At 33.4% G+C, this 23,596-nt stretch carries 25 protein-coding genes; 7 read left to right on the top strand and 18 right to left on the bottom strand.

What is annotated here, in order from left to right; genetic code table 11:
* Positions 1 to 251 precede the first annotated feature (251 nt).
* Positions 252 to 1,637 (top strand): S-layer homology domain-containing protein, encoded by a 1,386-nt coding sequence (locus tag FH036_RS03575; RefSeq protein ID WP_139895357.1) that lies wholly within the window; start codon positions 252 to 254, stop codon positions 1,635 to 1,637.
* A gap of 2 nt (positions 1,638 to 1,639) precedes the next feature.
* Positions 1,640 to 1,852, top strand: coding sequence for a DUF3006 domain-containing protein (locus FH036_RS03570; RefSeq protein ID WP_000820164.1), 213 nt, complete (start codon positions 1,640 to 1,642; stop codon positions 1,850 to 1,852).
* A 141-nt stretch (positions 1,853 to 1,993) separates the two neighbouring features.
* Here FH036_RS03570 and FH036_RS03565 read toward each other — a convergent pair whose 3' ends face one another.
* From FH036_RS03565 to FH036_RS03530, 8 genes are all read right to left on the bottom strand, one after another.
* Positions 1,994 to 2,410, bottom strand: coding sequence for a GNAT family N-acetyltransferase (locus FH036_RS03565; protein ID WP_044792169.1), 417 nt, complete (start codon positions 2,408 to 2,410; stop codon positions 1,994 to 1,996).
* Between the two features lie 26 nt (positions 2,411 to 2,436).
* Complete coding sequence (locus FH036_RS03560; protein ID WP_000828022.1) at positions 2,437 to 2,799, bottom strand: hypothetical protein; 363 nt, start codon at positions 2,797 to 2,799, stop codon at positions 2,437 to 2,439.
* Positions 2,796 to 3,572, bottom strand: a complete 777-nt coding sequence (locus tag FH036_RS03555; RefSeq protein WP_139895356.1) for a serine hydrolase — start codon at positions 3,570 to 3,572, stop codon at positions 2,796 to 2,798. The genes FH036_RS03560 and FH036_RS03555 overlap by 4 nt, the downstream gene beginning before the upstream one ends.
* Before the next feature lie 153 nt (positions 3,573 to 3,725).
* On the bottom strand, positions 3,726 to 4,238 hold the full coding sequence (locus FH036_RS03550) for a GNAT family N-acetyltransferase (RefSeq protein WP_000617502.1): 513 nt from the start codon (positions 4,236 to 4,238) through the stop codon (positions 3,726 to 3,728).
* 34 nt (positions 4,239 to 4,272) lie between these two features.
* On the bottom strand, positions 4,273 to 5,283 hold the full coding sequence (locus tag FH036_RS03545; protein ID WP_139895355.1) for an HAAS signaling domain-containing protein: 1,011 nt from the start codon (positions 5,281 to 5,283) through the stop codon (positions 4,273 to 4,275).
* On the bottom strand, positions 5,270 to 5,617 hold the full coding sequence (locus tag FH036_RS03540; RefSeq protein ID WP_000339349.1) for a PadR family transcriptional regulator: 348 nt from the start codon (positions 5,615 to 5,617) through the stop codon (positions 5,270 to 5,272). Before FH036_RS03540 ends, FH036_RS03545 begins: the two co-directional genes overlap by 14 nt.
* A gap of 160 nt (positions 5,618 to 5,777) precedes the next feature.
* Entirely contained in the window at positions 5,778 to 6,110 is a 333-nt protein-coding gene (locus FH036_RS03535) for a DUF952 domain-containing protein (protein WP_044792161.1), read from the bottom strand.
* Positions 6,111 to 6,192: 82 nt separating this feature from the next.
* Positions 6,193 to 8,268 (bottom strand): HelD family protein, encoded by a 2,076-nt coding sequence (locus FH036_RS03530; protein ID WP_139895354.1) that lies wholly within the window; start codon positions 8,266 to 8,268, stop codon positions 6,193 to 6,195.
* Between the two features lie 365 nt (positions 8,269 to 8,633).
* Here FH036_RS03530 and FH036_RS03525 point away from each other — a divergent pair, with 365 nt between their 5' ends.
* Complete coding sequence (locus tag FH036_RS03525; RefSeq protein WP_000127500.1) at positions 8,634 to 9,488, top strand: CPBP family glutamic-type intramembrane protease; 855 nt, start codon at positions 8,634 to 8,636, stop codon at positions 9,486 to 9,488.
* 40 nt (positions 9,489 to 9,528) lie between these two features.
* On the opposite strand, the gene FH036_RS03520 is transcribed toward FH036_RS03525, so the two are convergent.
* From FH036_RS03520 to recQ, 3 genes are all read right to left on the bottom strand, one after another.
* Positions 9,529 to 10,266: a class I SAM-dependent methyltransferase gene (locus FH036_RS03520; RefSeq protein ID WP_044792157.1), complete on the bottom strand. Its 738-nt coding sequence runs from the start codon at positions 10,264 to 10,266 to the stop codon at positions 9,529 to 9,531.
* Positions 10,267 to 10,450: 184 nt separating this feature from the next.
* Positions 10,451 to 10,834, bottom strand: a complete 384-nt coding sequence (locus FH036_RS03515) for a gamma-glutamylcyclotransferase family protein (protein ID WP_044792156.1) — start codon at positions 10,832 to 10,834, stop codon at positions 10,451 to 10,453.
* Positions 10,835 to 10,859: 25 nt separating this feature from the next.
* On the bottom strand, positions 10,860 to 12,977 hold the full coding sequence (recQ, locus tag FH036_RS03510) for a DNA helicase RecQ (RefSeq protein WP_070806230.1): 2,118 nt from the start codon (positions 12,975 to 12,977) through the stop codon (positions 10,860 to 10,862).
* A 1,074-nt stretch (positions 12,978 to 14,051) separates the two neighbouring features.
* Here recQ and FH036_RS03505 point away from each other — a divergent pair.
* The 3 genes from FH036_RS03505 (at position 14,052) to FH036_RS03495 (ending at position 15,746) form a co-directional block, all read left to right on the top strand.
* A complete protein-coding gene (locus tag FH036_RS03505; RefSeq protein WP_070806231.1) occupies positions 14,052 to 14,675 on the top strand; it encodes an acetylglutamate kinase in 624 nt (207 codons plus the stop codon).
* 128 nt (positions 14,676 to 14,803) lie between these two features.
* Positions 14,804 to 15,160: a hypothetical protein gene (locus tag FH036_RS03500; RefSeq protein WP_000606237.1), complete on the top strand. Its 357-nt coding sequence runs from the start codon at positions 14,804 to 14,806 to the stop codon at positions 15,158 to 15,160.
* 133 nt (positions 15,161 to 15,293) lie between these two features.
* Positions 15,294 to 15,746: a hypothetical protein gene (locus tag FH036_RS03495; RefSeq protein WP_138321887.1), complete on the top strand. Its 453-nt coding sequence runs from the start codon at positions 15,294 to 15,296 to the stop codon at positions 15,744 to 15,746.
* Positions 15,747 to 16,137: 391 nt separating this feature from the next.
* On the opposite strand, the gene FH036_RS03490 is transcribed toward FH036_RS03495, so the two are convergent.
* From FH036_RS03490 to FH036_RS03480, 3 genes are all read right to left on the bottom strand, one after another.
* Positions 16,138 to 16,968, bottom strand: a complete 831-nt coding sequence (locus tag FH036_RS03490; protein WP_000540603.1) for a GH25 family lysozyme — start codon at positions 16,966 to 16,968, stop codon at positions 16,138 to 16,140.
* A gap of 425 nt (positions 16,969 to 17,393) precedes the next feature.
* Positions 17,394 to 18,128, bottom strand: coding sequence for an N-acetylmuramoyl-L-alanine amidase (locus FH036_RS03485; RefSeq protein ID WP_000135293.1), 735 nt, complete (start codon positions 18,126 to 18,128; stop codon positions 17,394 to 17,396).
* A gap of 239 nt (positions 18,129 to 18,367) precedes the next feature.
* Positions 18,368 to 18,817: a DUF6884 domain-containing protein gene (locus FH036_RS03480; protein WP_000532994.1), complete on the bottom strand. Its 450-nt coding sequence runs from the start codon at positions 18,815 to 18,817 to the stop codon at positions 18,368 to 18,370.
* Positions 18,818 to 19,111: 294 nt separating this feature from the next.
* Here FH036_RS03480 and FH036_RS03475 point away from each other — a divergent pair, with 294 nt between their 5' ends.
* A complete protein-coding gene (locus FH036_RS03475) occupies positions 19,112 to 19,309 on the top strand; it encodes a DUF4017 family protein (protein ID WP_000789867.1) in 198 nt (65 codons plus the stop codon).
* An 18-nt stretch (positions 19,310 to 19,327) separates the two neighbouring features.
* On the opposite strand, the gene FH036_RS03470 is transcribed toward FH036_RS03475, so the two are convergent.
* The 4 genes from FH036_RS03470 to FH036_RS03455 all read right to left on the bottom strand — a co-directional run bounded on the left by FH036_RS03470 (position 19,328) and on the right by FH036_RS03455 (position 23,564).
* Complete coding sequence (locus FH036_RS03470) at positions 19,328 to 20,974, bottom strand: M3 family oligoendopeptidase (protein WP_139895353.1); 1,647 nt, start codon at positions 20,972 to 20,974, stop codon at positions 19,328 to 19,330.
* Positions 20,975 to 21,079: 105 nt separating this feature from the next.
* Positions 21,080 to 22,009 (bottom strand): manganese-dependent inorganic pyrophosphatase, encoded by a 930-nt coding sequence (gene ppaC, locus FH036_RS03465; protein ID WP_000416850.1) that lies wholly within the window; start codon positions 22,007 to 22,009, stop codon positions 21,080 to 21,082.
* 161 nt (positions 22,010 to 22,170) lie between these two features.
* Entirely contained in the window at positions 22,171 to 22,836 is a 666-nt protein-coding gene (locus FH036_RS03460) for a lytic polysaccharide monooxygenase (protein ID WP_000850065.1), read from the bottom strand.
* Between the two features lie 224 nt (positions 22,837 to 23,060).
* Positions 23,061 to 23,564: a GNAT family N-acetyltransferase gene (locus FH036_RS03455; protein ID WP_139895352.1), complete on the bottom strand. Its 504-nt coding sequence runs from the start codon at positions 23,562 to 23,564 to the stop codon at positions 23,061 to 23,063.
* Positions 23,565 to 23,596 lie beyond the last annotated feature (32 nt).

Below are 23,596 nucleotides of genomic sequence, written 5' to 3'. Positions count from 1 at the left end.
TCTTTCTCCCATTTAACATGATATAAATTATTATAAATGATTTTATAAATTTATAATATGGATTTTACAATTGCAATATAAACAATTCTCTAATACCTTTCCTATCTCCTCTGTTAAGTTAGATTATTTCAAATTAACGAATTTATGGAAATACAAAACAACTAATAAAATATTTACCTATTAAACTTTGAATTACTTGTAAGAAATGGTAAAGTTAATAAGGTAAAAAATACATTAAGTGAGGCGATTTTTTGAAAAAGTTTAGTTTATTACTAACGGCATTTGTCATGATTTTAACATTGTTCATTCCAAATCTTACAAGTGCTAAAGCTTTCCCAGATGTCCAATCTAATCATTGGGCAATTAAGGAAATTAACTATTTATCGGATAAAGGTATCATTAATGGTACGCCAGAAGGAACTTTTAAACCGGGTGATGATGTAACTCGTGGACAAATGGCCTTAATGCTAGATTTATCATTAAAATTAGAAAAACCATCTAGCTATAATCATATTTTTTCCGATGTAGCCAAAGGTATCTATTACTATGATTCTGTACATAAGTTAGCACATAATAACATTGTACAACGTGAAACAAACTATTTCCCTGACCGTTCATTAACTCGTGCAGAAATGGCAGTAGTTTTAGTTAAAACTTTTAATTTGCAACCTACAGGTGCAGACGTCAATTTCCCTGATGTTCCATCTACTCATTGGGGTTACAATTTTGTCAAAATTTTAGCTCAAAATAATATTACAGCTGGGTTTCCTGATGGCACATTTGGTCCAGACGTAAAAGTAACTCGTGAACAGTTCGCTGCATTTTTAGCTCGTGTATTAGAACCTAGTTTCCGTCCGGCTCTTCCTAAGCCTAAAGGAGAGTTAGAAGTTCATTATATAAATGTCGGACAAGGTGATGCGACGTTTATTAAATCTCCAAGTGGAGAAACGATTCTTATTGATGGCGGAAATAACGGGAAAGGTAAAGTAGTAGCAAACTATTTAAAAGGATTAGGATTCCAAACTATCGATTATATGATTGCCACTCATCCTGATGCTGATCATGTAGGTGGATTAGATGAAGTACTTTATGCTATGAAAGTAAAAAACGTTTACGCACCTAAAGTAAGTCATACGACACAAACGTTTAAAGACTTTTTAACTGCAGTAGCTAACAAAGGGTTAACTATTAAAGAAGCGAAGTCTGGAGTAACTTTACCAATCAATGGTTTAAACTCACAATTTTTAGCTCCTGTTAAAGAATACGGTAACGATCTAAATGAGTGGAGTGCTGTATTAAAAGTAACACATGGCAGCAAATCTTTCTTATTTACTGGTGATGCTGAATCTAAAAGTGAAAAAGATATGGTTGCAACGTATGGTTCCGGCCTAAAATCCGATGTATTAAAACCTGGCCATCACGGAAGTAAGACATCTTCTTCTCAGCCATTTTTAGATGCAGTGAAACCAAGTATCGCTGTAATCAGTGCAGGTGCAGGTAACCGATATGGCCATCCTACTCAAGAAACTTTAGCAAAGTTAAATGCAATGTCTGTTAAGGTATATAGAACTGATTTAAATGGAACTGTAATTATTAATAGTGATGGTTCTAACATTTCTGTAAGAACGGAGAGATAATTATGAAGAGAGGTATTATTGACCGTTTTGAAGGCGAACTAGCAGTTATTGAAGTGAATAACGTAACAATTGATGTACCTAAATCCAAACTCCCTTCCACTGCAAAAGAGGGTGATGTTCTTATAATAGAGGATGATACGTATACAATTGATAAGGATGAAACAGATAAAAGAAGACGTGAAATACAAGATTTAATGAATAAGCTATTTGAATAGTAAAAAAAGAAAATCCTTGTAATACGAATCGAACTATTTCTTCGCATAATTGCATCAGATTGATTAGTTTCTATAAACTAAAAAAAGCATCGCCTTATTGGCGATGCTTTTAAAAAACACTTTTCTCGCAAAACACGAATACTATAACCTCTTCTCTAAAAAGTGTTGACTATGCCCTTTAGGATGATCTTCAACAACACCATATTCTCGGTAGCCATGCTTTTTATAAAACTCTGGCGCTTGAAAACTAAATGAATCTAATAATATTAATCTACAACCTTTTTCCTTCGCAATATCTTCAATTTTATGTAATAGTTGACTACCATAACCATCATGACGAACTGAATCATCAACCCATAAAAAATCTATATGAAGATGATAAAAATACATCGTTCCTGTTACCCCGCCAAAGATTTTCCCAGCCTCATCTTTCAGAACAAAACTTACTTGTTCCATCGGCTGTTTTGCTTCATCTGTTAAAATAGACATGTTATATTGAATGACTTTATTCTTTATATATTCTCCTTCTATGCGAGTACCATTCTCTATGCGTTTCATATATCTCTTCCTTTCAACTTAGTAAGCTACCTCTCATTTTTACTTTTCCTTTTTAACATACTAATAAATACGAAACCACCATAAATAACAAAGCATGAAAAGCCAATTATACCTGGTACAGAAACATAGCCTATTCTTATGTAACTTATAACTGCAAAAGAAGCGATAGACAGTAAAATAGATGGCCAAAATAAAAGAGCTGTTTTTCTTCGTCTCTCTTTCTTCTCAGAAACACGTGTACCAAAAAGTAATACAATACAAATGAGGATCGCTGCAAAATAAATAGTATCTAATGACAAATTGTGATCGTATAGTGCGATACCCACTTCAAGAGCAATAATCGTTACAATTAACATAATGATTGTTGATGTCTTTAAGTTTCTTTTCAATTACTCACTCCTAGCATGCTTTCACTATATTCTTTGTATATGTACTTCAAAGCTACTGCAAAAGCTTCATCTACCTCTTTATTTTCACGTCGATTAGGTAAATCTTTTCCCCCAATAACATAAAGAAACGGGAATTTGTTAAATATTCCTATTATACCAATATTTATTGCAGCTGAAGATAGTCCACCTGTCATATGAGCTAAGTGATATGAATGTATTCCTTCATATTCACCTTGCTGTCTTACCATGCCGCCAATAATTGGTTCCCATAATTCTGCTTCTGATTTATAACCTTGAAAAATATGTACTAAAAGTGAAAGAACTTCATTTAATTCTCCAACATTTTTCTCATCTCTAGCGTCCTCTTGTATATGAATTTTTGAAAAATACGTTTGGACATACATTTTCACAGCATCCCATCCACCACAGTACATTACAACTGACTGTGCAACGTAACTATCATGACATGCTATCATCACTTCTACTGCTTTACTAAGTGTTAAATTCCTTCTTCCTTGTATATGTGGATACAACTGCGCACTATCTTCATTTGGATTAAATTTAACATGATGAAGTATATCATGCCAATTACGTTTATTTTCCTTCACCATTTGCGCTACTACAAATCCGATTACTACTTTTGCTGCCGATGCTAACGGAATATTTAATTCACTATTATATGAAGCAACCATACGATTACTTTTTGCAGAATAAATTGCTATCCCAACATGATCAGATTGTCTCTCTTTCATTTTTTGAATGACAGTTTCCATTTTCATTCCTCATTTCATATCGTTTTATCACCTTTAATCATTCAATCTAGAATGTAAAACCCCCTTTTTTGCAGATTAAATAGGCTTTTACAATAAAAAAGGTAGCATGAATTACTCCTTGCTACCTAAAAGATACATGTTTACGAAAAATCTCTATTCTTCTAAAGGATTTTTAGGACCATTAAGCTCCAATTGATAAAAAGCTAAATCTAGCCATTTATTAAACTTATAACCAGCCTTTTTAATCGTCCCAGCATGAACAAATCCATAGTTTTCATGTAAGGCAATACTTTTCTCGTTTTCCGCATCAATTCCAGCAATTAAAGTCATATATTCTCTTTCTTTGGCAATTGTGATCAATGCTCTCATCAAAGAAGTTCCAATCCCACATTTTCTATATTCCTTATCAACATACACAGAATGCTCAATTGAATATTTGTAGGCAGGCCAAGCTCTAAACGGACCGAATGTCGCAAATCCCACTACTTTATTATCTAGTTCGTATACAAAAATCGGATAACCATCAGCCTTTTTTTGTTCATACCAATCTATTCTATTTTCAAGGGTTACGGGTTTATACGTATATACAGCAGTTGTATTCAGTATCGCATCATTATAAATATCTAAAATGTATATTACATCTTTTTCCGTTGCTTCCCTTATCATCGTTTTCTTCCTTTCATATACGTTCTCTTTTTAACTACCTATTTGTTACACGAACACTAGCTTTTCGAAAGCCATCATAAATGTTTAATGCAGCAGATAAAACGTAAATGAGAATACCCCCACTAATTAGCCACTTTTTAAGTTCTTCCGGAGAAATAGTGAACACATTTGCCACAAACGTAATAAATCCATCGGTAAATATGTGCGGATTTACTACAATTATAATGAATACTATCGTTCCAGCTATTTGGAGAATAGTATTCCCGATTGCCAATCTTTTCGTCCATTGTCCCTGTACTAACTTATAAAGAGATATCGCTATTTCAAAAATAATTATCATCACAACGATTGGCCAATACTGAAGTAACACATCTTGATTAAACGTTGGCGCGACAAACTTCAATCCACTTCCCGTACCACTGTATACGCCAACGAGATGATTCGCATAAAAATAAAGTGTAGCCCATATTGCCGTCCACATTAACCCTCCAAAAACTTCAAACTTGGAGATTGCTTTTTTCTTCGGAATATGCGAAATGTTTTTCAAATCATCTGGCGTCCACTTTTTTAAACTTGTCGTCAACGGCTCGGTATCTTTGTTTTTATCCGTTCTTTCTAAAATAGCAAAAACGAGTGTTAACCAGAAAAATACATGGAAGGCTACTTCAAAAATTTCTCCAATGCCTTTACCTATTACTTGTAAAATAACATTTAATACAGCTTGATCACCAGTATAACTTAAAAAATTTTCTGCAACCATTGCAATGAGTGCAATAACAACTGCAATTGGAATGATCATTTTTAATAATGTCGTATATACATCAAAATAACGCGGTCCAATTAAATGCATCGGTCTATCCAAATATCCATTAGCTAATGAAACCGGACTCCCCAATTTTTCAAGAACCCTTTTTTCATCATCTTCATTATAATCATCAGGCAACATATCCTCAATTGTTGACCGTAGCTCAAGAATAATATCTTCACGATTTTTTTCAGGTAATCTCTTCGCTACTTCCTCCACATAAATATCAATCAAATTCATTCTTGTCCTCCTCCTTTAATAAGTTATAAAGTTCTTTCGAATCCTTTATCCATTCCTTTCTCAACTGCTGGAATATTTCTAATCCGTATTCAGTTAAAACATAATATTTACGAGGTCTACTCTCTGTTTTATCCCAACTACTCGTCACTAGCTCTTGCTTTTCTAACCGGCGAAGTAGTGGATATAAAGTACTTTGATCGATTACGATTCCTGATTTCTCTAATAATTGGACAAGTGAATATCCATACTGCGGCGTTCTTAATTGGCTTAAAACTGCTAATGTTAATGTGCCTCTTCTTAGTTCAGTAATTAACGAATTTAATAAAGCATCCATGTATTCACCTCATTTTCATTACTATATGTCATACAGTATATGTTTTATACTATGTGTCGTACAGTATTAGTGTGACAAAAACAACAATATTTTACCAAAAAACGGATAATAAAAAGCACAAATTTGTAATTTGTGCTTTTCTAGCTTACTTATAACACGCTTAACTTTGTAACTCTGGTAATATAAATTCCCCTTTTTCCTTAAGCAATGGAACAACATCTATAATCGCATCTATATTAATTGCTCCGTAAACATGCGGATATTCTTGGCCGTTAGAAGCAAGTTCATATTTTATTTCTGCTTTTAACAGAGTTAGATCAATTGTTAGTAATAAAACTTCTTCTTCATGACTAAAATGTTTTTCTGCGACTTTTAAAGCTTGTTCAAAAAACGAACAATGAATAAATCCCTCTTCTTTTAATGAGGCTTCATTAATTTCTCCATTTATCTTTGCGATTCCCCAGTTTCTTTTCGTTATTACTTTTGTAATCATTGTTATTCTCTCCACGAACCTTTATATGGAAAAACAAGAGGTCCTTCTTTTGGTTACTAGAAAAGCCTCTTGCGTTTCATTTTTATTTTAATCCGTTAATTAAAGGCGATGCTTCCCCACTATGGAAAATCCATAAATCATGAAGTGATCTCGTACATCCGACATATAGTAACTTTGCATCGTGTTTTGTATTTTTGTAATGTTCTTCATCAACATCAATTAGTAGAACAGCGTCAAATTCTAGCCCTTTTGCCAAGTATACAGGTACTACTGAAATACCACCTTCATATTTACTTTGATCTGCTTCAATGACGTTTACAGCTACTCCTGCCTTTTTTAATTTCTCATATATATCGCGACATTCATCGTCTGTTCTTCCTATTACCGCAATTGTTTTCACATCATCATTTTGTAAATGTTTTAACGTCTTCATAATCTCATTAAATTGATCTTCTGCTTGAATTACTTTGACCTCTTCACCACTACGAAAAACTGGTGTCGCAAGCCCTACTGGAATCTCGGCGTTTTTAATTATTTCGTTCGCAAATTCAATAATTTCTTTTGTAGAACGATAGCTCCTCGTCAGTTCATAATAGCCTGTTTCTTGGAATACTTCCTTAAAAGCACTCCAATCTTCAATCCCTTGGTAATCATAAATCGCTTGAGATAAATCACCTAATATAGTGAAAGAATTACCTAATGTAATTTCTTTTAATACATAAACTTGGAATGGTGAGAAATCTTGCGCTTCATCAATAACGACGTGATGAAATTTCTGCCCGATTTCAATACCTGTTATGCGATGATGTATGTAAATTAAAGCGGGTAAATCTTCTACATACACTTCTTTTTTACGACAACTCTTCTCAGTTTCTTTCACAAGTTCCTCGGGTAATACTTCGAGTATTTCTTTGCTTTTCAATATTGAACTATATATTGAAAGCGAGCTCATTTTCGGCCAAAACTTCATATAACTGTTCAATCTCTTTGTCGCTTCTTTTTTTAATAATTTCTTCTCGTTTGTTTCGCCATACTTTTTTAGTTCAATTTCAATCCAGCGCTTCATTCGGCCAACTAAACGTTCTCTTCTTTTCTTTAATGGATAATGTTTATACTCAACTTGCATCCATTTTTTTATATCTTCCACTGGAATAACAGCTTTATCCCATGCCTCAAAATTACTTGTTGGCACTAGTTCTTTTTCAAATTGAACCATTTGCTCTTCAATAAAGGACTTAAATTCTAGCGTACCTTTCAATTTACCAAGCATAACCTTTCTTTCATCACGATTAATAGAAAATGCTTCTTTCAACTTTTCTTCTGTCTGCTTCAGTTTCACCGAATCATCTAACGTACGTAATGCCCAGTCCGGAAATGTTGTTTGACTAATATTCCCGACACCTAATTCAGGAAGCACACTCGAAATATAGTCTAAAAACAAACTATTCGGAGCGAATACAATCATTCTTTCAGCTTCTAGCTGCTCACGATATTCATAAATTAAAAAAGCAAGGCGATGTAAAGCGATCGTTGTTTTACCGCTCCCTGCAACCCCTTGAATTAATAATGGCAAGTTTCTTTCCGCACGAATAATATCATTTTGCTCCGATTGTATCGTCGAAACAATATCCTTTAGTTTATTATCTTTATTCTCACCTAATCGATATAGAAGAAAATCATCGGCATGCGAGACATCTTCATTTCCTTTTACATATGTATCAACAACACGTTCTAATTCTCTTTTTCGAATAGAGATATTTCGCTTTAAATAAATATCACCCTCTACTAATCCATCTGGCGATTGATAAAATGCTAGTTCATCACCGCCGGTAAATGAATAAAACATACTTGCGACCGGTGCCCGCCAATCAATTACAATTGGCTTCATCGTATCTTTATCTGAAACACCAACTTTACCAATGTAAATCGGCATAACTTCTTCCTTGCCATCCTCTTGAAAATCTAATCTACCAAAGTACGGTTCTTGTACCCCAATACGTAAGTTTTGTATATTAGACTCCCTCATACTTTCAAGAATTTGCTCTTTAAAATCATCGCCGTAATAAACTGGAATTTCTTCAAGCTGTTCTAATTGATCATCCATCGTACGTAATGTATCTTTCATTTTTTGTAACTCTTCTTCAAAAATGTTGTTCATTTGATGATTCCCTCCTGTCCGTTCTAATTTTTCAGTCGAAATATAATTGTATTAAAAATCCAATTATAAAGTCAAGGACTTAATTTGTTTTTTCTGAAAAAACTTACTTTTCACCTTTCTAATATTGAAATTCCAATGAGATTTTTACATGATAAGAATATATAACATCTAAATCATACAACTACACATATAATAAAGTGGTTTATACAAAAGCCGCTATTTTCTATTGATTAAAAGGACTTTATACTATCTAACTAAGTTTCCCTTACATACTCTCCAGCTTCTTTTCTAGTTATCTATTATTTCATTGATAAAACACCCAAGGTCACAAAAGTCAAAAATAAGAGTAAAGGAGTCTATTGAAAATGACTGCTACCAAAAGAAAAACCCTTAAGTTACATTTACTTATTTTTGTGTTCATTGTATTGGCAAGTGGCTGGATTGGCGTAATTCTAGATTCTTTTCTAACAGATCAGCCTGAAGGAAACTCTTTAGGCATGGGACTGTGGCTAATATTACCTTTCCTCTCATGTATTTTCCTTAGAGTTATTAGCCGAGATTGGAATGATTTTAGTATAAAACTAAATTTGAAGGCAAACTTTAAATGGTACTTCGTTGCGATACTAATTTATCCGTTCGTTACAGTAATAACGATAAGTTTAGCACTTATTTTTGGAGTAGCTAACATAACTAGTTTTGAAATATATTCGTTATTGTCACTCATATTCATGTCTACTATTGGTAACTTTATTAAAAATATTTTTGAAGAGTTTTCATGGCGCGGTTATTTAACTCCTAAGCTCATTGAACTAAAGTTAAACGATTGGTTTATTTATATTATTTCTGGTTTAGTTTGGGCTCTTTGGCATGCCGCTTATTATTTAGTTTTTTTACCAAATGAATATTTCGAATCTATTTCAAGGTTACATATGCTTTTATCAGGCTGTCTACTTATGGTTTCTTGGTCTATTATGTATGTTGAAATATATAGACTTACAAAGTCAGTATGGCCATGCGTTATCATGCATGCAATTGAAGATGCCGTTCCTACTGTTTTAGTTACAATAACAGGGATTATTACACTTACTAACAGCAGTGATTTTTGGTTAAACCCTATTAGCGGAGTCGTTGCTACTATTATATTTCTTGGAATTGGGATCGTACTAAGATCTATAAGAATTAAAAACGAACGAAAGTTAAATACGAAAAACAGTCAATGATTTACACTATAAAAGCACAAAAAGAGTAAGGAATTAATCCCTACTCTTTTTTTACTTTTATTCGATATGATAAACATTCATTTAAAGACGCTTGCTCTTTATATTTCCTCTCTTCAAAGTCATACGCTCCTCCTGGGAAAATCCCAACTATACTGAAACCAGCCTCTGCACATAAATTACTAATCTCATCTATCGTATAGCAACGTAAAGATTGTGTCACGATATCATTTGAAGAATCCTTTTCCCACCAGTGGTCCAGCATCCTAGCATTTTCACTATCATATTCATATTTTCGCATTGCAGAATAAATCGGCATTTCTTGTCCATTTGCTTTTTCCCAATATAATGGTTGATAAATATCAATAAGTGCACACCCATCATCTTTCAACCAATTATGGATTCGTTTTAATAAAACCAATTGTTCTTCATCTGTCCCTACACCAAATCCATCTAAATAACTAACAACATCAAACTTTTCTTCAAAGTTAATTTCATAAAAATCAGCGCAATGAATCTCAATATCACTAGTAGAATGTTCTTTAGCAAACATAACTAACTCTGGTACAAGCTCAACAGTAGTCATTTTTACATCCAAATTAGACATCGCTCTTGCAAAACCACCATTTCCAGCTCCTAGTTCTAACATCGTTTGAAATGGATATCCAATTTGTTCTTGTACTTCTTTCGCAACTTCCTGCAACCAATTTTCATTTTTTATATCATAGCTTAGTAATTCAAATTGTTTTTTATAAAATTCTTTTACATTTAATTCGTTCATTATTATTCTCCTCCTGTACGTTATTTTTCTACTACAGGTGAGAAACTAAATTTCTGATACCCATGAAAAATCCTCCTTTTGATTTCCCTATATTTACATTTTATCTAAATAATAAGAATTTTTAAAGTACCAAAAATAAAAGAGCAGATAATGGACAATTCCACTATCTGCTCTATGGCTGCTATTATTTCCCTTGTTGATACTTCAACCAATCACCAGAAATGATAACTTTCTTTAGCATATTTTTATCTTGAGCGATATACACATATGCCTCTATTTCCCTATCACCATCAAATACTATTTGTGTGATTCGTTCATATAAATCCGTCTCTGCATTACCTGTATATTCTTCTAGTTCGTCTAACTTACGCAATATGTCATCATTTACTTCATAAACTTCTCCATACACCTTTTCTTCATTCGAATAAGTCATCGCCGGATACCCTTCGTTTGTATCAAATAATTCCCCATACGTCCATACTTCGTCTGCAATGCATATTGCACCTTGCATATAATGAGCATTCGTTTGCTCTTTTCTTAGCGTGCCATATACAAAAACGTGATGCATAAATCCCTATCCCCTTTACATGTCACTACTTTCTAATTTGTAAATAAGCACGAATCATAAAGTAACTCACTTCATTCGGAAGTTGTTCCTTGATCGATTTCAGACCACCATCAGCATTCTGCACAGCAGTTTCAATCAGTTGTTCGTATTCTGCAGGAACAAAACTGTTCCAGTCTACTTCCATTCCATCTTCAAAACAACGAATTAAATGATTTTCAATCGTTTGTCTTGATAATCCACGTTCTTTCGCAATTTCATCTAGATTAATACCTTGTTTATACATTTCATACGTTTCCAAATGAGAATTTGCTGAAGCTTTCCCTGATTTCTTCCGTTCTGTCACCACTTCTGTTTTAATAGTTTCAGCATAGTTTGGGTTTTCATCAATAAAGTGCTGAACTGCTTGTAAGAAGTGCGAACCATACTTCACAAGTTTGTGTTCACCAATCCCTTTCACAGTTAAAAGTTCAGAATCGCTTTGCGGCATTTTTGCGCACATATCTTTCAACGTTTGGTCAGAGAAAATAACGAATGGAGGTACCCCTTCTCCTTGCGCAATTTCTTTACGTACTTCGCGAAGTACTTCAAATAAAGGATGATCTTGAACGATTTGTCTTGTCTCTACTCGTTCTTTACGTAAAACATTCTCTTTACCAAGTAACACTTCTTTCCCTTTTTCCGTTACTTTTAGTGTCGGGTAAGTACCATGTTCAACTGCAATTAGCTCGTCTGAAATTAAAAACTCAATAAATTCACTCACTTCTTTTACACTACGATTTGATAAAAGTCCGTAAGTTGGCAAAGTATGAAAATTAAATTCAATGACTTTCTTATTTTTAGATCCAGTTAGTACTTGTGCAATCATTTGTTTACCAAATCGTTGGTTCGTCCTAATCATACAAGATAAAACCATTTGCGATTCTCTCGTCACATCGATACTTTCTCGGTCGTCTGTACAATTACCGCAGCGGCCACAATCTTCTTTTGGTTCTTCTCCAAAGTATTGCAAAATAAATGATTGTAAACATTGTTCTGTATGACAGTAGTCAGTCATATTTTGCAGTTTTTCAAGTTCATTTGAAAAACGAGACTCTCCTGTCGATTGATCAATTAAAAAGCGTTGTACTTGTACATCTTGAGAAGAATAAAGCAATATACATGCACTATCTAATCCGTCACGGCCAGCACGTCCTGCTTCTTGGTAATAACTTTCCATATTTTTTGGAAGTTGATAATGGATAACGTAACGAATATTCGATTTATCAATACCCATCCCAAACGCAGATGTGGCTACCATTACACTCACTTCATCACGTAAAAAGAGTTCTTGTTGCTCATTTCGATCGTTATCACTCATACCGGCATGATATTTTGATACAGAAACTCCCGCTTTCATTAAATCCTCATACAACTGATCAACTACTTTTCTAGTAGCTGCATATATAATCCCAGATTCCTTTTGATTTTGACGAATATAATCCGCTAAATATGCATTACGATCTTGTCCTTTAATAACAGAAAATGATAAGTTCTCGCGCTCAAACGTTGTCATAATCGTGTTTTCTTGATTAATCCCAAGCGTGTTGCAAATATCATCACGAACTTGTGGTGTTGCCGTAGCAGTTAATGCTAATACGAGCGGTTTTTCTGGAAGATAATCTAATATACGGTGTATATGTAAATAGCTCGGACGGAAATCATGTCCCCACTGCGAAATACAGTGCGCCTCATCAATGGCAATCATCGGGATTTTCATATCGATCAGTTGGTCAACAAATTCCATTGAATCAAGTCGCTCTGGCGCTACATAAAGTAACTTATAATGGCCCTGTTTCGCTAATTGAATTCGTTGATTCGCTTCTGTAATCGAAATAGAACTATTAATATATGTAGCTGAAATACCATTTTGTACTAATGTATCTACTTGGTCTTTCATAAGTGATATTAAAGGCGATATAACTAACGTTGTTCCTTCAAATACTAATGCGGGAATTTGATAACAAATTGACTTACCACCACCTGTAGGCATAATACAAACTGTATCTTTCCCATCTAATACATTTTTAATTGTTTCATCTTGTCCTCTTCGGAATGACGAATAACCGAAATAAGACGCTAAAAGTTCTTGTGCTTTTGTAAACAAAAAAGAGTCACCTGCTTTTCTTTATCTTTCATCTACTCCTATTATATCATCTCTTATGCGTCATGAAAGTGATGAATACATGACTAACGTCTTGCTTTTTCATTATTTTATGCTTCTTTACGTTTTAGAAATTGATTAACAACTATAACGAATTTCTAAATAAATACACATTTTATTAATTCTCCTTGAATACTACTAATCTTATACATATGAATTCAGGAGGTTACTATATGAAGCACCATAATATTAGTTTCATCAAACAGAAAGGCGTATCGAACCAACCCCAATTCTCAAATAATGAAGCGTGGAAATATGAATCATACTATAAGTACCAACCATTATTTTCTTATAGAAAGCTTTTTCATTTTCTTTCTCAACTTTTTAAACGTTAATACACGTGCGAAATAGATCGTTCATAATCATTTTCTCAATATGAACCTTATAGACTTAATACAATACAGTTGTTAACATATGAAATATTCTGTTTGATAACCCCCTTAAGTTGACCTGCTTATATAAGCGGGTCTTTTATTATTATTATATATTTCATAACACTATTAGATGTAATTATAAATCTTATCGCCATTTTATAATCTTAATCCACTCACTACAAATGGTGATAATCACAAAAGGTAAAATATAAATGCTTAACATTTAATTATCTAATTCTTTTTTCTCAATACACAAAACGAATTTCACTTGTTACTATAAAGGTACTCCAGATGAGTTTTTGCTCATCGACATTATCTAGTGAAAGGGATCTGCCGCGGGAAGCAGGTCCCTTTCACTTTATTAAAGACTCACTTTCAATTGGACACATTTACCAGGTTTTTTTAATAGAATTTTATGATAATATTACGTAGTCGAGTCCGACATCTCGGCAATACCCTTTTGAGGCTCTGCAACTTCCCTTGCAGAGCCTCTTTTACTTTATATTCAATTTATTTATATATAACGCAATAAAATTCCTCATCTTTTTCCATATCAATTTCTGAAAATAAACGAGGACACGTAACTAATTATAAATTCCCATCATACTTTGAGTTATACATGTTCAAAGGAGTGTTACCGTTTATGTATTCTTATTGGCAATCGTATTACTCCCCCTATCATAACCATTATCTACACTTTGATACATCTGTACGTAATTACAGAATTAGTAAAAATGAGAACTTTTTAAAAGGTTATATGCGTTCCTTATGGGAACAACATGTCGCTTGGACGAGATTAGCTATTATAAGTATTGTCTTTCATTTACCAGACGTAAACGTTACAGTTAAACGGCTTCTTCAAAATGCAACACATATGGGACTATCTCTTGAACCATTCTATGGTGAAGATGCAGTAAAAAAATATAGTGCATTAATTAAAGACCACTTAGTAATTGCAGCAGATCTTGTTAAAGCCGCAAAAGCTGGTGACCAAAACGCAGCTGTCGCTATAGAGAAAAAATGGTACGCTAACGGTGATGAAATTGTAGCGTTTCTTACTAGCATCAACCCATATATACAAAAAGAAGAATTTACACAAATGTTTTATGAACATCTAGCATTAACAAAAGCAGAAGCACTGGCATTTCTAAATAAAGATTATGAAGCAGGAGTAAAATTGTACGATAAAATTGAAAAAGAAGCTTTAGAAATGTCCGACATGATAACAAACGCAATCGTACAGCAATTCCCGCAAGTATTTCAATAACAATAAGCCGATTTGAAAACCAAATCGGCTTATCGAACTTTCTAGCAATGATATTTCACCTATCCTCTTTACATTTAACGTATATCGATATATTTTATTAATATCCGTTTTTTATAGGAGGAAATAGTTTGATTAACGCCATTGGTCTCGTATTTATACTTACAAATAAACATGAGAAAAAGAAGAAAGTTTATCTAAATGAAAAATTCGCATTAATAGACATTATTGATTCTAAAGAAGTAATTGATGATGAAGGAAACTCACTAGTAGAACTAACATGTAAATACAGTATATATTTAGATGAAAAATACTACTGTAAATCTCTTGATGATTATACTGGACAAGTCTTTCCTTTCTTAAGTGCTAAAATAGGAAAAGGAATTCTCAGAAACTTAAATTATTATTTTTCTTACGTTGATGTATACGATAAAAAACCACCGGTTAAAGAAATTAGACCACTTATGAAACAAGTAACGAACAGATAGCAAAAAATACAAAAAAGAAAGCATCTAACTCTGGATGTTTTCTTTTTTATTGAAAACTCATCAAATTTCATCCTCTTCTAAAAGTATGTATCCAAGCATATTTTAAATTAAAAACATTGGAGGATTAGACTGAATGAAATACTCAGAAACTATTGTAAGTAAACGACTACGAACGCTTAAAATGACGGGTATATTTTCCATGCTAGTATTAATAGCATGGATTGGATATACAAAATTACTTTATGAAAACGGATTTCTTCAAGAAAAAAAGAATTCAGTAGAAGTAATGAATACTAGCATTACAGGAGAAATAGAGCAGCTTTTTCATATCAACTTACAAGGCTATCGAAAAACGAACCTTGATGCTGTTATAGAAGCAAGTAAAACAGGTCCAAGCGAACTATCCCTAATTGAACTAGTCAACAAATCCTGCTCGCGAGATTGCATAGGCGAACCAGTCACATATGTAAACTCAAACAATGGATATATCTTTTATAAGGAATCTAATGGAACTAATGTAGCTATAACGATTAAAAAGAAAGACACATGGTTAATTGTAAAGAAATCTGTTCAACATGGAATATAATCACCCCAAAAAAGAGTACGTATCGTACTCCTTTTTATTATTAATACCCTTCCTCTTCATGCCTACAATGGCATTTCGCTTTTGTTTTACAATGACATTTTTCACACTCACACTTCGGTTTCTCTTTGCAACAACACTCGTGAAAATCATTGCGTTTACATCCATATCTCCCAAACATCAAATCATCCCAAAATTTTTTACAATCTTGAAAATGTCCACAATGACAAGTATTTCTCATAAATATGCTTCCTCCTTGATAGAATGCATCATATTCTATGTTTGAAAGTATACAATGGCTTGTTTGTTAATCTATTTTCTCCATATTATAAGTAGAGTTAAAAGATTACATAAAAATAAAAAACCGTCACATGACGGCTTTTTATTTAGCAAACTATTCTTTTGTATAAAAATATTTAAGTCCTTTAGCATCTAACCACGCTGTCGCTCGATCTAATTCATTCCCTTGGCGATATGCTGTTTCAAATCTAACTAATCCTTGTTTATCTCCATATGAGATAATACGAGATTCATACCCAAGAGCATCCATCATTCCTAACATTTCTACTACTAATGCTGTACCAAATTCATACGTAACAACTTTACTAAATTTATTCACTATAATTCCAACTCCTTCTTGTTTTGTCGATTGTTCAATAGTTTGATTAGTAAACCAAACTAACGGTTTATTTCCCATTAACTTATTTAAATCACATTTTCCTATACCGGCTACATTCCCTGTTTCTGTGTATTGCCAAATATCACATGGGTAGGCTGGTTTGTTACCACCATAACGAGGAATCCATACAAAATCACAATTGACATTTGCCATTCCAAATGGATCATACATATGATGAGCAATATATAAACCAACCTTCTTAGCTCCTAATCTGCGTAATTCATCAATAAAAGCTTGTGCACCCACTCTCATATCGTTCATTGTTTTTACTTCTACGTCAGCTACCCAAACTGTGGCATTTTTATCACCACGGTTCCAAAAGTCTCTCGCCTCTATCCGTGCATCCTCTACTGAAACGAAACGACAGAACGCATAATTACCAAACGGAATATTTTTTGCTTTCATTGCTTGTACATAATTTTTATATAAAGGATCTATATAATTTGAACCATCTTGCACACGTGCAATTACAAAATCTAATTGTGGTGCTGCAATATCCCAGTTAATGTCGCCATTCCATTTCGAAATATCTACAATATAACCCATTATTTAACATCTCCTTTTTCATTATTATATTCAAAGCTTGTTTTTTTGCTATTATCATCTAATAAATAGTATGAGAAGTATTGTATTATTTAGTAATAATTTAAAATTCGGCTTATGTATTGAGAAAATAAAATATTATTACGGGTTTAATAAGTAAAGACTTACAAAGCTCTAAACTATAATCAGTAGGAGGCCACAAGCAGTACAATTCCCAGCTAATTTCTTAGCTTCATCCGAATTTTGAGGTATGAATTTTACTGCCCATTAAAGCGGGATACACAAAACCACCTTTCTGACAGGTGGTTTTGTGTACTACTTTACATATACATTATCCATATTTATAGTTACATAATTATTAATTACTTAATATATTTGTTAGCTAAAAATAAGACAATTTTTAGTTTTTAATCAAACTAATTTTCGTTTTATCTCAAGTACTCATAGTACCATTTACGTGCATCTAACCAAGCTGTAAATTTATCGATATTTCCGGACGGATAGCCATTCGTTATAGCATAACCAATGCCATCTTTCTGAACGACAATTTGTCCATCAATACCCGCATCAACCATCGCCTGAGCCAAAGCTTGTAAATTGCTAAATGCTACACCACCAGTTTTTACTTTGAGCAAGTCCGTTGCACCTCCTCCAGTTTGTCCTGTAAGAGCAAATACAATAGAATTAGCGATTTTATCAACATTCCATTTTGCCATGTCGGATTCATTATCAATAAATCCTAATTCAATAAGAATAGCCGGTGCCTTCGTTCCATTTAATACCGCTAAATCTGTACGTTGTTTCGCACCTCGATCACGCCATCCAATATCTTTTGCTAGTTGAGCTGATATTTTAGCCGCCAAATCTTTCTGATCATAATACAAAACCTCAACACCCTGTCCATTTCCATCACTTGCATTAAGATGAAAAGAAATAACTAAATCCACAGCATGGGAATTGCTATTCCGAATGATATTATTTAAATTTTGTGATTGAGTTGTCCCTACCTCGTCCGTATCGTCATAAACCGTGTGTCCTAGGGATCTTAACTTAGCCGCCACAGCATCTTTAACTTGCCTATCTAGAACGTGTTCTTTCCGATTCCCAAAATTAGCCCCTTGAACAATACTATTGTGTCCTCCATGCAAACTATATCTGGCCATTATTTATCAACATCTCCTTTCTTAATATCATATTCAAAACTTGTCTTATTGCTATTCCCTCTTACAATCTTAACTGTCCCCATACATCCTACATTTTCTAAAGGTGAAGGCAAATCGTTTTCGATATAAAAAGTGGTGACACGAACAAAAAGCATCACCTTTTTGGCGATGCTTAAAAACTCTATTTTACGTTTTAATTCCCTAAAAACAGTTTAAGCTCATGGTGACCGAAACTATACTTATATTTCCTCCTCTTCCTTCACTGCCTCTTTCAACCTCTGCAACATATATCCAATTCCTTTACATCCTTCTAACGGATATGTAATCATTTCTTCTGGATATAGCTTTGTTACTACTTTTTTATGCTTTTTCCCTGCAAGTAAGACGATTTCGTCAAACTGTAGTAAACTTTTATCTACCATCTGTTTTTGTAATTGCTCTATACTTATTACCTTATCGCTCTTTGAATCAAACGCAAGATCATAGTTTTCTAGTACAATATCATTTGGCCTTAAAAATCCATGCTTCGCCGATAATATAACCCAACTCTCAAAAAACATTGTTGCATATGCCTGACATGCTTTTCCGAACGGGCTAATATATACATCTTTTGCCTCCATCGGTCCGTAATCAGGATACTTATCCCAAATTTTCTTCTTTCCGCATGGAATTATGCATAACCTTCCCATATATTTCTTACCTCTTCTCCTGCATAAGTAATGTTAATTATTTTATACATTTTGCCCTCAACATGCTATATAATGATATTAAATATAAAAATTACATCTTTTACCATATGACCATCTTCTTTACTAATAATTCACTTTTTTAAGATTTGAACCCCCATTACCCTATTTAAACATAGTACCTTCTTGTAAATATTATAATACTATAAACAATAGTATATTTACTTTTCAAAGCCCTTAATAATAATTAAAATATATAAATAATAAAATATTATATCTTTAGAAGGAGGTGAACAAATGAAAAATATACTCCCTGCACTAGTACTCTATATTATAATTTGCATAATCGCTATGATCGCTCCATCATCCCAAGGCTATAATCATATTGGCTGGAAATTGTTTGTTGGGCAAGCGTATGCCCTACCTATTTTCCTAATTACAGCTATTATTACATTTTATATAAACAAGAAAAAATCTACGAATAAACAGTTATAAGGATAGCGAATGCTATCCTTATTTTAATTCATTGATTACATCCAAAATAACACTTGCAGTACTTTCTATCCTTTCTTCCGAAAAATCAAACGTGACACCTGTTTTTTCATATATTTCTTGTATAGATAAATTCCAATCTGCATTCGCACCTTCTTTAAAGAAAGCAATCGCTTTTTCTGGGTCTTCCCGGTAAATTTGAAACAATTGCATTGCTCCTATTTGTGCAATTGCATATTCAATTTTGTAAAAAGGAAACTGAACATAGTGAAATGACTCTATCCAACTTGCACCGATTTCATCCTCTAATCCTGCAAGGTCGACTGTTGAATATTGATATCTTTTGCATAGTTCGGCGTATTTCTTATCACGTTCTTCTGGTGTATGGTTTGGATTCGCATAGATCCAGTGCTGGAATACATCTCCTACAATTGACGACATTAATAAAGACAAAACACGATATATTTGTACGCGTTGCACTTCTTTATATTCATCCTCTTGCTTATAAAAAACATTCAGCTTATCCATTACTAATAACTCAAGACTGAGGGAATAAAGTTCAGCCACCTCTTCGCGCAGATATCTTTCCTGCATACTACTATCGTTTTTAAATTGTTTATAAAAATGAAATGCATGCCCCACTTCGTGTATAAGTGCATTAATTGCATAAAATGAAGGACTAAAATTAGAATACACAAAAACCTCTTTACTATGAGGCAAGGTAAAACAAATAGCTCCTGGTGCTTTATTTTCACGTTCTTCTACGTCAATGCATCCAGCTTTCCTTATATGAATAAATTTCTCATAAAAATATAAATCTGTCTTTCGAAATATTTCTTCCACACCATTTAATAAATCAATCACATTTTGGAATGGGACTTTTGGTAAACTACATGGAGAAAGATCCCAAGGGCGATACGTTTTTACACCGAGATTCTTTTTAGAAATACTTCCTAACTGTTTCCAAATTGGTACAACATACTTTTCTATAGATTCATGGAGCTTATAGCAATCATCAATACTGTAATCTCTGTTTTTTTGTTTAAAAGCATATTCTCTATAATTATTAAACCCTGCATTTAAAGCTATCTCATTCCGCAATTGTATAAGTTCATTCATAATACGATCCACTTCTGGTTTCACTGCACTCCTTGCTTCACATAAAGCGTACCAAGCTTTTTCGCGAATAGCTCTATTTAGGTTATCTAGCTTTGCTTTAACGTGTGCATACGTCTTTTGCTCGCCTTCCCAATTAATTGTTATGTTAGACATTATTTCTCTATACTTCGCAATGCACTTTTGCTCTTTAATAGAAAGAGCAATGTTTTTTTCATTAAACATTTTACTCTTTACAAATCTTGCTTTTTTCATAAATCCATATTTCTGCTCATCTAATAAGTCGGAAAACTGACACTCTCTAAATTTCTGGTCAAATTTTGCATTGTATCTTTTTAAAAGTGGCTGAATTGTATTTTGGTTATACATATGTAAATCACGTATATTACTATCGTTTGTATCTCTATACATGGAAATTAAACTATTTGTTATCTTCTCTTCTACTTCAGCGGTTACACGCAGTTCATCGAAAAGCCAATTTTCTAATTCTAAAACAGAAGTAATATTTCGCTCTAAAAGTAATTGTAATTTACTCTCCAAATCATTAAACATACACAACTCTCCTTTTAAAATTCTAATTTTCTGTTTTTTAGAGAAAGAAAAAGACAAGTAGCCAATCTGACTACTTGTCTTTTTGTTAAATCATACTCAATAATATTAAGCTTGGAATGCTTCTGTTAATACTGGTACGATTTGTTTTTTACGAGATACTACACCTTTTAATGTAGCAGTATTGTTTTCTAGAGATACATTGTATGCTTTCTCAACAACGTTTGCTGCTTTACCGATCGCAAGACCGACAGAATCGTTAGTTAAGATATCAGTTACAACGAATAAGAATAGGTCTAAACCTTTTTCTTCTACTACTGCAGAGATAACTTTTTCAAGTTCAGCTTGGTGTACAAGAACGTCATTTGTATCAACAGCGTTTACTTGTGCGATTTCAACTTTCGCATTACCCATTTGGAATTCTTTAGCGTCAAGAGAGATTAATTGCTCCATTGTTTTTCCGCTTAAGTCAGCACCAGCTTTTAACATTTCTAAGCCGTATTTGTCAGCATCTACACCAGCGATTTCCGCTAATTCACGAGCTGCTGCTACGTCTTGCTCTGTGCAAGTTGGAGATTTGAATAGTAAAGAATCTGAAATGATTGCAGATAACATTAAACCTGCAACTTCTTTACGAATTGTAACACCGTTTTCTTTGTACATTTTGTTTAAGATTGTAGCTGTACAACCAACTGGCTCACAACGGTAGTAAATAGGATCGCTTGTTTCAAAGTTAGCAATACGGTGATGATCAATAACTTCTAACACACGAACAGATTCGATATCGTTAGCACTTTGTTGACGCTCGTTATGGTCTACTAAAATAACGTTGTCCACTTCGTTTGCAACTGTCTCAACAAAACGCGGTCCTTCTACTTTAAAATAGTCTAACGCAAATTGAGTTTCACCGCTGATTTCGCCTAAACGTACAGGCTCAGCATTCATTCCTAATTCTTTTTTCAATTCTGCATAAGCAATTGCAGAACAAATTGCATCTGTATCTGGGTTTTTATGCCCGAAAACTAGTACTTTTTCCATGTTTTCCACCTCTTCATGAAAAGGATATCTTAAAGAAGCAAATATGACAATATTTAAAGCATAATTTTTTATAAATAATTGCACTTTCTTCTATATTTTTCATCGTTTTTCGTAAAAAAGATCATCTAAAATGAATTAGATGATCGAAATGTATACTTTATTTAAAATAAAGTAGGAACTTGTGCTACATGATTTAGCACGTTATTTGATGGTAAACCGTTATTTACAAGGTTAACATCTATAACTTGATAAAATGCATTTCCAGTATCCGCTATTTCCCACACAGCTAAAATAAGGTGATATCCATTTCTATCAGTAGGCACATTTGCTTCATGTGTTACGGAAGTTCCAGGTCTAGCTCCTCCATCATTTTTCACATAGAAAGGCACTAAATCTAAATCAGACCTCGTTAAAGGCTTGTTTGGATTCCAATCTTTTTTCGTAATATAATATTTCCACTCTTTCGTACTATGAGGTGCGGTTAGTTTCCACTTAAATGTATTCGTCCCGCCGTTTAACGTAACTTTTTTCCACCTATCAACTGTTTGAACGTCTAAAGCAGGGAAATGGCCAGCTCCTGCGATTTGTCCATCAGAAGGTCCTAATTGCGGGAATCCACCTATTCCTTCTACACTTTGCGGCTCATATTGAATCGGACCACAATTTACATTTACCCCTTGCTTACATAAATAAGAACGGCTCGCTGGTGATTCTACGTATCCATGAGCTGAAGCTTTTTCTGAAAAACCGAAAGTTAACAATCCTGTAAGTAATATCCCACCACTTAATATAACTTTCTTCACCTTCTGTAAACCTTTCGTTTTCATCTCGTCATCCCCTTTCCCATAATAAAGCGAAAATAACTATAGTTGCCTAGTCATCTTCTCTACATCCATTATAAGTCGAGGAACATTACGAAAAGAACCCTCTAAAAACTTTCTCAAATTCAATTAGCACATTAATTAAATTCAAATAACACCGCTAGGGAAATATAGACGGTGTTAAAAATCAAACTTTATTATTTTAAGCATGACAGCATTTTAATCATCACTTATAAAAATTTATAATAAATAACTGTGGCATCTAAATTACCATTTGGAGAAATTGCGTATTCTGGTATTTTTCCAGCTTCTTGATAATCTAATGATTTATACAATTTATTCGAAGGATCTCCTTCTCTAGTATCTAGCACTAAAAGAGTCCTGTTTTCTTGCTTCGCTCGTTCCTCTGCTTTTTGCATAAGTGAACGTCCAATGCCATTACGTCTAAAGTTTGGATGAGTCATTAACTTACAAATTTCAGCTCTATGAATCCCATTAGGCTTTGTAACTAAATGTAATTGAATACTCCCTGCCACTTCATTATTTATTTTAGCAACATATAAGATCACTTCTGGTGCTAAAACAGTTTCCCAATATTTCGCTGATTCTTTTTGATCCAGTGGAGGTAAAAAACCAATTGACGCCCCATCATTTACAACCGTTTTCAAAAGTTCAGAAAGCTCTTCCATATCATCATTTATTTTCTTAATCTCTTCAATTACTAAATTTCGCATTACTAATCCCCCTTTTGTTTCATTGTACCAAT

This window comes from Bacillus sp. CD3-5 (assembly GCF_006349665.1).
In the GTDB taxonomy this organism is placed as follows: Bacteria; Bacillota; Bacilli; order Bacillales; family Bacillaceae_G; genus Bacillus_A; species Bacillus_A paranthracis.
Note: the sequence above shows the minus strand (reverse complement) of the source record. Positions and strands in the feature narration are given on the sequence as shown.

Coding starts and splice junctions, on each gene's coding strand:
- FH036_RS03550 (WP_000617502.1), bottom strand. CDS start 4,238: ATGATAAGGGAAGCAACGGAAAAAGATGTAATATACATTTTAGATATT.
- FH036_RS03455 (WP_139895352.1), bottom strand. CDS start 23,564: ATGCGAAATTTAGTAATTGAAGAGATTAAGAAAATAAATGATGATATG.
- FH036_RS03490 (WP_000540603.1), bottom strand. CDS start 16,968: ATGGGTTATATTGTAGATATTTCGAAATGGAATGGCGACATTAACTGG.
- FH036_RS03545 (WP_139895355.1), bottom strand. CDS start 5,283: ATGAATTTGATTGATATTTATGTGGAGGAAGTAGCGAAGAGATTACCT.
- FH036_RS03540 (WP_000339349.1), bottom strand. CDS start 5,617: ATGGATGCTTTATTAAATTCGTTAATTACTGAACTAAGAAGAGGCACA.
- FH036_RS03485 (WP_000135293.1), bottom strand. CDS start 18,128: ATGGCCAGATATAGTTTGCATGGAGGACACAATAGTATTGTTCAAGGG.
- FH036_RS03495 (WP_138321887.1), top strand. CDS start 15,294: ATGAAATACTCAGAAACTATTGTAAGTAAACGACTACGAACGCTTAAA.
- FH036_RS03570 (WP_000820164.1), top strand. CDS start 1,640: ATGAAGAGAGGTATTATTGACCGTTTTGAAGGCGAACTAGCAGTTATT.
- FH036_RS03520 (WP_044792157.1), bottom strand. CDS start 10,266: ATGAACGAATTAAATGTAAAAGAATTTTATAAAAAACAATTTGAATTA.
- FH036_RS03475 (WP_000789867.1), top strand. CDS start 19,112: ATGAAAAATATACTCCCTGCACTAGTACTCTATATTATAATTTGCATA.
- FH036_RS03525 (WP_000127500.1), top strand. CDS start 8,634: ATGACTGCTACCAAAAGAAAAACCCTTAAGTTACATTTACTTATTTTT.
- FH036_RS03555 (WP_139895356.1), bottom strand. CDS start 3,572: ATGGAAACTGTCATTCAAAAAATGAAAGAGAGACAATCTGATCATGTT.
- FH036_RS03480 (WP_000532994.1), bottom strand. CDS start 18,817: ATGGGAAGGTTATGCATAATTCCATGCGGAAAGAAGAAAATTTGGGAT.
- FH036_RS03515 (WP_044792156.1), bottom strand. CDS start 10,834: ATGCATCACGTTTTTGTATATGGCACGCTAAGAAAAGAGCAAACGAAT.
- FH036_RS03530 (WP_139895354.1), bottom strand. CDS start 8,268: ATGAACAACATTTTTGAAGAAGAGTTACAAAAAATGAAAGATACATTA.
- FH036_RS03535 (WP_044792161.1), bottom strand. CDS start 6,110: ATGATTACAAAAGTAATAACGAAAAGAAACTGGGGAATCGCAAAGATA.
- FH036_RS03565 (WP_044792169.1), bottom strand. CDS start 2,410: ATGAAACGCATAGAGAATGGTACTCGCATAGAAGGAGAATATATAAAG.
- FH036_RS03460 (WP_000850065.1), bottom strand. CDS start 22,836: ATGAAAACGAAAGGTTTACAGAAGGTGAAGAAAGTTATATTAAGTGGT.
- ppaC (WP_000416850.1), bottom strand. CDS start 22,009: ATGGAAAAAGTACTAGTTTTCGGGCATAAAAACCCAGATACAGATGCA.
- FH036_RS03505 (WP_070806231.1), top strand. CDS start 14,052: ATGTATTCTTATTGGCAATCGTATTACTCCCCCTATCATAACCATTAT.
- FH036_RS03470 (WP_139895353.1), bottom strand. CDS start 20,974: ATGTTTAATGATTTGGAGAGTAAATTACAATTACTTTTAGAGCGAAAT.